Raw genomic sequence first — 11,422 nt, 5'->3', positions numbered from 1 at the left:
TAATTTCGGCCCATCATTCAAGCAACTATGAGCGAGCTTTTTACTGCCCAATCCATCATCAGCCTTCTTACCCTGACCTTTCTGGAGATAGTTCTGGGTATCGACAACATCATCTTCATTTCCATTGCTGCCAACAAACTGGCCCGGCAAGATCAGGCAAAAGCTCGAAATATCGGGTTGATTCTGGCTATGGCGTTCCGGTTAGCGCTTCTGTTAGCCATTTCGTTCGTTATTTCGCTCAGTAAGCCCTTCACACACCTCGACGCCGGCTGGTTTCAGGCGGCTTTCACCGGCCAGAGCCTGATTTTGTTTGCCGGTGGTCTGTTTCTGCTTTATAAAGCTACGTCTGAAATTCACCATAAACTGGAGGGCGCATCCGACGAACACACCGGAGCGGCAACGAAAGGCAAAGCGACGATTTCCAGTGTCGTAACCCAGATTGCGCTCACCAATATCGTCTTTTCGATTGACTCCATCCTGACGGCTATAGGCCTGACGCAGAACGTTACGGTCATGATGATTGCCGTGGTGCTGTCGATTCTGATTATGATGTTCTTTGCCGGGCCCGTCGGCCGGTTTGTCAACGAACACCCGACTATTCAGATGCTGGGACTGGCTTTCCTGATCATGATCGGTTTTATGCTGGTGGCTGAGGGCGCGCACCTTTCGGAGGTCGTTATCTTCAATCAGCCTATCGGGTCCGTCCCGAAAGGGTACCTGTACTTTGCCATTGCGTTCTCGCTGCTCGTAGAATTTCTGAACATACGGCTGCGCAGGACGCAGGAGCCTGTTCAACTGCGGGGTTACGAAGGGCAACCTCAGCAGGACGGTATTCTTTAAAGTGGCCAAAACAGGTTGCTGGCTGGCATGAGTGAGTCTGTTGGTAGATTGTATCTTTGCCGACAGACTCATTGATTAATTTTCATCATTTTGTCGTTAAGCGAACAACTTCAGGATATACTAAGCAGCCTTGGTGGCTTTGGGCCAGTTATCTGGCTATCCATCGCTTTCTGCGGGCTACTGATTGCCGAACTGCTGGTCCGTAAGCGTTCAGCCGGTCGAGTCCGTCAATGGCTGGCGGGTTTGAGTCTTGTGGCTCTTGTCATAGCCGGGCTGTGGGCGGTGCTGCTGCCGACGCGTGGTTTTCTGTTTCTTCGGTTACTCTTTATCGACAGTCAGGCTGTTTTTTTTCAAGTGCTGATAACGCTGGGAGCCGCGCTGGTAGTTGGTTTTGAATGGGCGACGTCCCGGGATTCTACCTCACCCCCGGCCCTTCTCCTCGGCGAGGAGAGGGGGGGCTCCTCTATGAAGACGCTCCCTTCTGTTAGGGTAGGAGAAAGGGGGGGAGAGCGGTCTACACGGTTGCCTATTGAATGGTACTCGCTTCTGGTCGCTACAGTACTGGGCCTGTTCCTGATGACTATGTCGGTGAACCTGCTCTCGATCTATCTCAGTATCGAGTTAGTTTCTATCTGTTCTTACCTCCTGACTGCCCTGACCGCCGACCGTAGCGCATCGGAGGGAGGAATAAAATACCTGCTATTCGGGGCGGTCAGCTCGGCCGTGATGCTGTACGGCATGTCGCTGCTGTACGGCATCACCGGTACGCTCGACATCACCGCTGATGCATTTGGCGTTGGTCTGACGCAGAACGAGCCGGCCGTAGTAGCGGTGGCGAGCCTGCTTACGCTGGCGGGATTGTTATTCAAGTTATCAGGGGTGCCGTTTCACATCTGGACGCCCGATGCATACCAGGCTGCGCCGGTACCGGTAGCCGCGTTCTTTTCGGTCGGGCCGAAAGCGGCTGCCTTGCTGGTAATCATGCGGGTGGTTACCACGCTTCCTATGGAGCCAACCGAAGGTGGAGCGTCGCTGCTGACTTTGCAAACACCCCTTGCCGTACTGGCCCTGGCCGGCATTACGTTGGGCAACCTGTCGGCTCTCTGGCAAACCGACGCCAAACGCCTGCTGGCGTATTCAACCATCGCGCAGGCCGGGTTCCTGCTCGTTGGGGTAGTGGCACTGAGCGAAACCGGGTTTGAAGCCGCTACGTTCTATGTCGGTACGTACCTGTTTATTCCGCTGGCGGCCTTCTTTTTAATTGATCTGTTGGCTCACCAAAACGGCGGTAGCCTGACGATCAGCCAGTTTGCCGGGCTGGGCGCTTCCCAGCCGCTGCTTTCGGTTGCTCTTACGGTTGTTATGCTGGCGCTGACCGGCTTGCCTCCAACGGTTGGCTTCACGGCCAAGCTGCTTTCTTTCTCGGCTTTATACGACGCCTGGCAGCAGTCCGGAAACGGCTGGTTGCTGGCCCTGTTCGTACTGGGGCTGCTGAACGCCATCGTCTCCCTGGCGTATTACCTGAAGATTCCGTTTCTGCTCTTTTTCCGTTCGAGAATAGCCGAACACGATCCGGCCGTTCAGCCGTTACCCCGCGTTGCGGTGTGGCTGTCGTTGGCGCTTGTCGTCCCGATTATACTTTTTTTCCTTAAACCGGACTACCTGCTGCAATTCATCAGTGGTTGGTAGATCCCCGGCGGTTCATTGCTTCAACAGTCGCTTATAAGATTCCGTCTGGTCTGTTGAGATCCGCAGGATGTACGTTCCCGGCGGAAGTTCACCTACGTTGAGATCCGCTTTCCGCTGACCAGCCGCTACCGTTTTGTGTTGAATGGCGCGTCCGGTTGCATCGACCAAGGTTAGTGTAATCGCACCTGCCACGCCCGAAGGAAACGTAACGGTGCAGGTGCGCTCTACGGGATTAGGGCTTATTGACCAGTTGCCAAGGTTGCTCAATGTCGGATCAATAGCCAGAACCAGGTCAATGGTAACCTGTACGGCCGTGGCGGTGGCTGTACAACCGTTGGGCGCTGTCACCAGCACACTATACTGGCCCGTTTGTGGGGCTGCGTAACTGACGCTGGTAGCACCCGTCACGGCGGCTCCATCCTTAAACCATTGATAGGCATAGCCACTGCCGCCATTGGCAACTAAGCCAACCGTATTAGGAACAAACACGCGCGTCGGTCCCTGCGGGGTGATGGTAGCCGTGATCCCTTCTTTCACCGTAACGGCGACCGGGGGAGAGGTAGCCCGGCAACCGTCAAGCAGCACCGATACGGTATAGCTGCCGGCCTGATTAACCGTCAGACTCTCCATTGTGGCCCCCGTGATGGCTGCGCCGTCTTTACTCCACTGCAACGTAGCAGCTATGTCGGCATCGGCCTTTAGCGTAAGTACCGATCCGGCGCAAACGGCCGCCGTTGGACTGGGCGTTACGCCCGCCCTCGGAATGGGATAAATGATGAAATTCAGGCTTTCGTCGCCGTAGATGTCAATCCCGTCCTGTTCGGCAATAAGTCGCACCTTGTAGCGGGTACCGTTTGATTGAGTGGCGGGAATCCGTACGGTGGCGGTGCCGCTTTCAACCGAACTAACGACGGGGAAGAACTGAACGCCGGTCGGATCGGAGAGTTCAGCGCGGTACTTTACATTCGACTTGGGGGTAAAAGTAGGGGTGAACGTAACCTGCATGGCATCGCCGGGGCAGTAATTCGTTTTAGCCACTATGGATACGATGGTGCGGGTTTCGTACTGGCTCAGTCCATGACTGTTGTTCAGTAGCCAGATCCGATCGTCCGGACCGATGTGCATACTGGTGCTCTGGTTGCCAAGGCTTAAAAAGTTGTCGGTCAGCCAGCTTTGTCCATCAAACCAGTAAAAGGCATCCGACGACAGGACTACCGGATTGTTTTTGGCGTTGAACCGGATCTGGGTAAAGATTCGGTTGTCGAAGCCGGTTATTTCTCTGGACGTAACGCGGGTCCAGCTCTGATCAGCCAGGTTCAGCCGTGCTATCCCGTTTACCCCTCCAACAATTACACTCTGGCCGGTTCGGTCGACCGTGATGGAATACGGAGTTTCAATGGGTAATGTCGTCAGAACTTCCCATTTCGATCCATCAAAATGGCCGAGGCCGATTTTGGGTCCGTAGGTAAGCCATAGGTGGTTGTTGGCATCCAGCACGGCTTCTCCGATAGACGAATTCGGCAGGGTAGGTTGGGTGTAAGCGGCCCACTGGTTGCCATTGTAGCGATAGACCGCCCGGCTGGCTATAACGTACACAACCCCATTGCCATCAACCAGTAGCTGACCTGTCAGTAATGGCGTGCCGGTCGGATTTGGGATTCGTTCCCAGGTGCTGCCCGTCTGACGGTAAACACCCGAGTTGGCTAACAGATACGCCTGATTCTTAGCGTTGACGGCAATGGCTGCTATGTTTGGCGGAACATTGTCGGTAGTAACGGCTGACCACTGCCGACCGTTTGAACTGCGGTATAATCCCTGCTCTGACGCAACGTACGCCGTGCCGGCAGCATCAAACGCGAGATTATTCAGGCCAGTCATAGGTAGGGCGGTGTTGGCCGGGTTGGCATACGCCCACCGCCGGTTGTCGGGTCCGGTCTGAAACGAACTGGTTGTCCAGGGGCTTTCGTAACCCGTTTCGAGGTTTTTGACCCTAATCCGAAAGTAATACGTTCTGTTTGGCTGCAACGAGTCGGCCATTACAACCAGGTGCGTTCGGATTGAAGGTTCGTTCAGTTGGTTATAGGTGAGGCTTTTCGTAAAGATCGGGTTCGTAAAATCGGGATTTGTGGCCAGTTGAACGGTCGACGTACTGGCTTCTTCGCTGGTCTCAAACCAGGAAATCGGGATACCCAACTGATGCTTTACGGCCGTAGCCCGGTTGGCTGCGGGCCAGACCGACGTAACCTGTGGCGCTTTTACGAAAGACCGTATCGGTGACCACGCGCTTTCGGTGCCGCCGTTGGTACTTTTGATGCGCCAGAAAATCTGACAGTTGGCGCAGGTTCCGAAATTATCCTGCGTAAAGTCCTGCCCCATAGCCGAAGCAGCCAGGGTTTTTGAATAGACCGGGCTGGTAAAAGTCGGGCTGTAGTTGGCTTGCAGTACGTAGCTGGTTGCCTCTTCGGCCGGAAACCAGTTTACCACAGCATTACGAACCATCCTGGCATTGGCTGCGGGAAACCTTTGGCTGGGCGGGCGGAGCGTCGGCGAAGCCGTAACAGTCAGTTGAGCTGCGGCCGTCCAGTTACTCTCACCCTGCGTATTAATTGATTTGACGCGCCAGAAATACGTCCGGTTTTGTACGTTGCTGAGCTGCAACAGTGGGAAAGCCAGCAGGGTGTCCATTACGATGCCGTCTGCAAACGTAGCCGACGTTGCCAGTTGAAATCGATACTGCTCGGCCCTGGGCGTAATAGTCCATTCGAGGTTGGGGTCAGGGCGCTGGGCGGTTACGTCAGCAACACCCGTTGGCACGGCTGGTGCCTGGCCGATTGTCTGGTCGGATAAGGCAGCATCGGAATTTTTCCGGATCAGGGCAATGCAAAATGGGGCAAACGTGGCCTCCTGCTTGCCGTTACCGACGGTCTGACACGTACTCATCACGGTACCAATGCGGGGAGTAACTGGGCCCGTATAACAGGAACCTTCGACGGAGCCGCAGAAATCAATCGGTCCGCCGGGCCAGTTGCAGTTGTTTGTATGGGGTGACCCCATTACGTGCCCAATCTCATGGATGATGGTTATGCTACGATCGGTGGCTCCCGGGTGGTGGTACCCGACAACGGCCGCTTCGGAAAAACTGGTGCCGTTGAGATAGGCAATGCCCGATGCCTGCGGATCTTCTTTGGCTGAGTAGCCCAGAATGAAATCGCGGGGTACGGAGGCTAGATTCTGCTGCCACCATTTGTTCATGTCGGCCAGGTGCAGACTCAGGTCATCCCGCTTTGTATACGGGTCCGTTGTGTCCCAGATTCGGAAATAGCTGACGGTCAGCTTAATATTTAGTTCGCGCTCAAAAACGGCAGAAGCTGCCTGAATGGTCTGGTAAACGTATCGTTTGATCTCCGGAACATCGCCCCCAAAAAGTCGGTATAATTCGTTGTCAACATCAACCGCCACGAATGCTTCCTGTCGGGGGCCAATCGGCCGGCGGCCCGAAGCCGTGTCGCGACTCAGCCCCTGCATAAGCTGAATCATGGCGGGGGTTAGCTGGGTATCGTCCGTTTTGCAACTGAACCGAGGGTTACCTGATTGCGCAACGGCTGTTGACCAGCCAGCCAAAAGGAGGGCAGTGCAAATAAAAAGAATAGATAATATCTTCATAACTAGCTAATTGGATAGAACGGCAACGGTAACTAAAGTTGCGTCTACCAATTGGCTAACCCAATAGATACACTCTGGTAATTTACTGGAAGGCAGGTGTTTTTAGGGAGTGGGAGCAGAGGTGCTATTTTATCTTTGGCAAAGCCAATCAGTTGGCTTTATTCACCCGAATTGCGGTAACCTGCCGAATCCAGCGGGCGTGCTTTTTCTCGTCGGGAACGACAATGCGGAACGGCCCTGCGTCGGTGGGTAGCGGTTTACCATCCATCTTATCGACCAGCAGAATCTGGCGATCCGTAAATTCCGGGTCTAATTCCGGCAACGCAAAAACAACCTGATAGCCGTCGGCTGCCGTCAACAGTACGTATTTGCCCAGGTTTGGTCCCCGCAGCTTGCCTCCAAGCGTAACCCCGGCCTGCCGCAACACATCCACCAATGGAACGCCTGAAAAGCGGTGTTTTTTCTCATCATGATCCTTGGCCGTTACGTCCACGTGCGGCATGGCTGCCAGCTCAGCGGCCTGTAATGTCAGGGGTTTCTCAACTTCGCCCTGGACGGTCAGCGTGGCCTGAGCCTGTACCGTAATCGCTGCAACTGTGAAGGCTACCAGAACAAAAAGCCGGGTGAAAAGGGGATGGATGCTCATGGATTGTAGAAATGGGCTTAGACTTATCGTTTAGTGATGACCAGATTGACAAAATAGTTTCGACCCGCTTCCGGAAAGCCTTCAACCAGGGCGTAGTTCCGGTCGAACAGGTTGTTGACACCCCCTTCGATGGCCACGTAGCGGATCAACTGCACAGACGCCCGTGCATTGACAAGCGTGTAAGCCGCAGCCCGAATGCCGTAGCTGGTGCTGTATCGGGCAGAGTTGTAGTCGAGACTACCGACCAGCGATACCCGGCGAATGGGTTGCACCACGGCGTAAAGGAGGAGTTTATGGTTGGGTACGTCAATGAACTGAATCGTCGGGTTGCTCAGGTTTTTCCGCTCCAGGTAGCTGTATTGAACCCCGGTTTGGAAAGCGGTAGAAATCGGTACGTTCATCGACAATTCAGCGCCGTAAAATTCAGCTTCGCCGGTGTTCTGTAGCTGAAAAATGTTGGGTTGTACGTTGTTCACCTGCTGAATAACATCCGTGATCCGGCTGTAGAACACACTGGCCTTCACCTGAAGCAGCCGGGCAATCCGGTCGCCATACGCCAGTTCGTAGTGCAGGGCTGATTCGGCTTTCAGATCCGGATTTGGAATGGCCGCTCCCAGCCGGAAAGAATAGCGGTCTTTAATGGTGGCAAAACGCGTCTGGCGGGCTGCCGTCAGGCTTAGCTGCCGGAATTGGGTTGGTGCGTAGAACAGGCCCAATTGTCCGTTGAAGGCCTGGCTATCATTATCCGCAAAGTCTGTAACACGCTTCGTATTGCTGTCATAATTTTCGGCCCGCAGGTTATTCCGGGTGTTCAGGCTGATGCCCGGAACCAGCGACCAGCCTTTACCCAGCGAAAACACATCTTCCAGGCCAATCGACATCGTATTGTCGATAAACGTTCGAACGGGTTCACCGGCGTTGTTTTCGCGGTGCCGATCCTGCTTGTAATGGATCGATGCCCGCAGGCTATGTTGCTTTGTGAGTTGATTGCCATACTCAATCAAACCGCCGTACGTATCGTCGTTGTAAAAACTCTGGAACGACGACGGCCGCCGTTGGGTCGTGTACGTAGCATCGTCGTAGGCATCCAGCCGGTTCTTGAACCGGTCGTAGTACAACCGCGCTTTTACGTAACTATTGGTGCTTAATGCCGTTCGGGAGATAAAGTACCAGCTTTCTTTATCCCAATAGGGCCACCGCCAGAAACGGGCTCGCTGCAACGGATCGCTGCCTACGTAGGGTGGGGTACCTTTAGCCCCCTGCTGGTTTACATAGCTGATGGCGTATTCATCCGTGGCATTGGGCGTAAAACCAGCCTTCAGCGTGTATTTCACATCATCCCGGAATGCATTGTCCCGATCACCGCCGTCTTCCAGCGGTTTAGGTGTAAAATCAGCCGATAGAGGGAACGTCGATTGCTTGAACTGCGAAGCCGAGCCCTGTACATAGAACTTTCCCAGGTTGGAGCCGATATTCAGATTCAGGCGGTGACCGCGTCCGCTGAGCAAGCCCGCCCGCCCGTCGAATTCCAGGCGCTGCTGGGGTCGGCGCGACACGAGATTAATCGCTCCGCCCAGGGTATTCGGGCCGTACACGACGGAGGTAAACCCTTTGGATACGTTAATTTCAGACAGGTCGAACGTTGTGAAGCGGGCCAGATCAACGTAGCCGTCGTATGGTACGTAAACCGGAACGCCATCGATGAAGACTGGTACCTGCCGCAAATCGAACCCCCGCACAAAAACCACTGATTCGTTGCGGGCTCCTACACTCGCCAGCGTTACGCCGGGCAGCAGACTGAGGGCGCGGGCCGCGTCCGTCCGGTTGAAGGCTTCTATATGCCGAATCGTTGCCTGGCTGACCGAATCGGTGCTGCGTTGTCCGCTGACAGTGACCTCACCCAGCCGGAAAACCCGGTTGTGAAACTGACTGGTATCATTACTCACCAACTGGCCAAGCAGAACCTGGGGTAGTCCAAGAAAACCAGTAAGCAGGATACGTAGCGGTGGAGCCATACAGGAAAGTTGAGCAGCCAAAGGCGATATGTATGCGAAGATATAACGCCTGTTCTGACTAACAAAACAAAGGCCCGCCTTTCCTGCTCCATGAAATCTGCAAATCGCTTTTCGAGACCCCGATAGTACATAATTAAGGCGTCGCCGGTAGCGGTCACCTCGGCTCCTCCCCCTTTTTCGCCCCCTTTCTGAGTCAATACAGCCGGCGTCAGGCAAAACTGGTTCAGTTCATCGATGAGCCGCCAGGCTTTTCGGTATGACATGTTCATGGCTCGTGCCGCTTTTGAGATAGAGCCATGCTCCTTTATTTTTTCCAATAGTTCAATACGCCCAGGCCCTAACAGGCGGGTATCATTGGCATCGATCCAGATGCGGCCGGTAAACCGGATTGTATTGGGAATGAGTACAGACATAGAAACAAACAGTGAAAAGTGCGCCATCCAGGGCCGATGCTGGCGGCTGAATCATGGATTAAATTGTAAAGCCGACCGGTGCTTATCTCTATCTTTTCTTACTTTTGTTCAGCGCCCCGCTGAACGAAACAGCCCCGGGCGTCGTTACCATTTTATTAACAAATTAAAACCAAACCGCTTCGGCGAACCAGCGTTTGGTACGTCATCAGCGGTTCTCACGTTTCCGAACGGCCTGCGGTATGAGCGACGCCATCAAACATGAATGCGGAATTGCCCTGATTCGGCTCCGTAAACCGTATCAGTATTACATTGACAAGTATGGCACGCCCCTCTACGCGGCCAACAAACTGTACCTGCTCATGGAAAAGCAGGTTAACCGAGGTCAGGATGGCGCTGGTATCGCCAATATCAAGATCGACGTTCCGCCCGGCCACCGCTACATTAGTCGCTACCGCTCCGTTGATCAACGTCCCGTTACGGATATCTTCGAGAAGGTAAACAAGAAATTTCGCAAATCCATCAAGGGGAATAAGGACAAAGCCCGCGATGCCCGCTGGCTGCAGGAGAACGTAGCTTTCACCGGCGAGGTCTGGCTGGGACACCTGCGCTACGGTACTCACGGGGCCAATGAGATTGAGAATTGTCACCCGATGCTGCGGCAAAGCAACTGGCGGAGCCGCAACCTGGTCATGGCCGGTAACTTCAACATGACCAATGTGGACGGGCTGTTCGATAAGCTCGTTTCGCTGGGTCAGCACCCAAAAGAGAAAGTGGACACCGTGACCGTTATGGAAAAAATCGGCCACTTCCTCGACGAAGAAAACCAGCGGGTATTTGATCGGTTCAAGGGCATCTACGAGAACCCGGACCTGTCGGATATCATTGAAGATAACATTGACCTCCAGCGGGTACTGCATCGTTCATGCCGCGATTTCGACGGAGGCTACGCCATGGTTGGGCTGACCGGCTACGGCGCATCGTTTGTGGCTCGTGATCCGGCTGGTATTCGCCCGGCCTATTACTACGCCGATGATGAAATTGTTGTCGTTGCTTCCGAAAAGCCGGCTATCAAAGCTGCTTTCAACGCCGATTATGACGCGATTCAGGAAGTTAAGCCTGGCCATGCGCTGATCATCGATAAATATGGTGAGTTCGGCGAATATCAATTTATTCAGCCCATTGAAAAGCGGTCGTGCAGCTTCGAACGCATCTATTTCTCACGGGCGACTGACCCTGATATCTACAACGAACGGAAAGAACTGGGTCGCCTGCTGGTTCCCCAGATTCTTGAGGAAATCAACTACGACCTCGAAAATACGGTCTTCTCTTACATACCCAACACGGCCGAAACCGCATTCTTCGGTATGGTTGAGGGATTAGAAGAGTACCTGTATAAGCAACGTAAGAAAGCCATTATGGAAGGCATCCTGTTTGAGCAGGATCTGGATCGTGTGCTTTCTTTCCGGCCTCGTATTGAAAAGCTGGTGTCGAAAGACGTTAAGCTCCGTACGTTCATCACGGATGATTCCCAACGCGACGACATGGTGTCGCATGTGTACGATACCACATTTGAGGTAATTAAAAAGGGGAAAGACAACGTAGTGGTTGTCGACGACTCTATTGTGCGTGGTACCACTCTCGAGAAGAGTATCCTTCGTATGCTCGACCGGCTGGGGCCGAAAAAGATTATCATCGTCTCGTCTGCTCCGCAAATTCGCTTCCCCGACTGCTACGGCATTGATATGTCGAAGGTGAAGGAGTTCGTGGCCTTCCGGGCAGCTCTTGAGTTACTCCGCGAACGCGGGCAAGAGTATATCATGGACGAAGTGTACGCTCAGTCTGTAGCGGCAATCGAGTCCGGTAATGCAAGTCAGCAGAACTACGTTAAAGCGCTTTTCGAACCGTTTACGCACGAAGAACTGTCGCGGAAGGTGGCCCAGATCATTACCCCGGCCGACCTGAACGCAAACGTAGCCGTGGTCTATCAGACGGTGGAAAACCTGCACCGCGCCTGTCCCAACCATAGTGGCGATTGGTACTTTACCGGTAACTACCCAACCCCGGGTGGTAACCTGGTTGTCAATAAATCCTTCGTTAACTTCATGGAAGGTAAGCTGGTAAGGGCTTATTAAAAGGAGAAAAGGACTGGGTGGCAG

Annotated in this window: 7 protein-coding genes; 3 read left to right on the top strand and 4 right to left on the bottom strand. The window is 53.9% G+C overall.

Going from position 1 to position 11,422, the window contains the following annotated elements; all coding sequences use genetic code 11:
• Positions 1–27 precede the first annotated feature (27 nt).
• Both BN8_RS22820 and BN8_RS22815 read left to right on the top strand, forming a co-directional pair.
• Positions 28–840 (top strand): TerC family protein, encoded by an 813-nt coding sequence (locus BN8_RS22820; protein ID WP_009284312.1) that lies wholly within the window; start codon positions 28–30, stop codon positions 838–840.
• A gap of 90 nt (positions 841–930) precedes the next feature.
• The gene (locus BN8_RS22815) at positions 931–2,529 is read left to right on the top strand and encodes an NADH-quinone oxidoreductase subunit N (protein ID WP_040006454.1); all 1,599 of its coding nucleotides are present in this window, start codon (positions 931–933) and stop codon (positions 2,527–2,529) included.
• Between the two features lie 12 nt (positions 2,530–2,541).
• Here the strand turns inward: BN8_RS22815 and BN8_RS22810 are convergent, their stop codons facing one another.
• The 4 genes from BN8_RS22810 to BN8_RS32195 form a co-directional block, all read right to left on the bottom strand.
• Positions 2,542–6,066 (bottom strand): M12 family metallo-peptidase, encoded by a 3,525-nt coding sequence (locus BN8_RS22810; RefSeq protein WP_229368284.1) that lies wholly within the window; start codon positions 6,064–6,066, stop codon positions 2,542–2,544.
• 274 nt (positions 6,067–6,340) lie between these two features.
• The gene (locus tag BN8_RS22805; protein ID WP_009284309.1) at positions 6,341–6,838 is read right to left on the bottom strand and encodes a molybdopterin-dependent oxidoreductase; all 498 of its coding nucleotides are present in this window, start codon (positions 6,836–6,838) and stop codon (positions 6,341–6,343) included.
• Between the two features lie 23 nt (positions 6,839–6,861).
• Positions 6,862–8,853, bottom strand: a complete 1,992-nt coding sequence (locus BN8_RS22800) for a TonB-dependent receptor plug domain-containing protein (RefSeq protein WP_009284308.1) — start codon at positions 8,851–8,853, stop codon at positions 6,862–6,864.
• Complete coding sequence (locus tag BN8_RS32195) at positions 8,781–9,266, bottom strand: winged helix-turn-helix domain-containing protein (RefSeq protein WP_083882539.1); 486 nt, start codon at positions 9,264–9,266, stop codon at positions 8,781–8,783. Before BN8_RS32195 ends, BN8_RS22800 begins: the two co-directional genes overlap by 73 nt.
• Positions 9,267–9,505: 239 nt before the next feature.
• Here BN8_RS32195 and BN8_RS22790 point away from each other — a divergent pair, with 239 nt between their 5' ends.
• Positions 9,506–11,398, top strand: a complete 1,893-nt coding sequence (locus tag BN8_RS22790; protein WP_009284306.1) for an amidophosphoribosyltransferase — start codon at positions 9,506–9,508, stop codon at positions 11,396–11,398.
• Positions 11,399–11,422 lie beyond the last annotated feature (24 nt).

Source organism: Fibrisoma limi BUZ 3 (assembly GCF_000296815.2).
In the GTDB taxonomy this organism is placed as follows: domain Bacteria; phylum Bacteroidota; class Bacteroidia; order Cytophagales; family Spirosomataceae; genus Fibrisoma; species Fibrisoma limi.
The sequence above is the reverse complement of the archived record's forward strand: the minus strand, read 5'-3'. Positions and strand labels throughout refer to the sequence as shown.

What these genes read in the sequence shown, in the direction of transcription:
- BN8_RS22805 (WP_009284309.1), bottom strand. Translation starts at nt 6,838, where the DNA reads ATGAGCATCCATCCCCTTTTCACCCGGCTTTTTGTTCTGGTAGCCTTC.
- BN8_RS22810 (WP_229368284.1), bottom strand. Translation starts at nt 6,066, where the DNA reads ATGATTCAGCTTATGCAGGGGCTGAGTCGCGACACGGCTTCGGGCCGC.
- BN8_RS22790 (WP_009284306.1), top strand. Translation starts at nt 9,506, where the DNA reads ATGAGCGACGCCATCAAACATGAATGCGGAATTGCCCTGATTCGGCTC.
- BN8_RS32195 (WP_083882539.1), bottom strand. Translation starts at nt 9,266, where the DNA reads ATGTCTGTACTCATTCCCAATACAATCCGGTTTACCGGCCGCATCTGG.
- BN8_RS22820 (WP_009284312.1), top strand. Translation starts at nt 28, where the DNA reads ATGAGCGAGCTTTTTACTGCCCAATCCATCATCAGCCTTCTTACCCTG.
- BN8_RS22800 (WP_009284308.1), bottom strand. Translation starts at nt 8,853, where the DNA reads ATGGCTCCACCGCTACGTATCCTGCTTACTGGTTTTCTTGGACTACCC.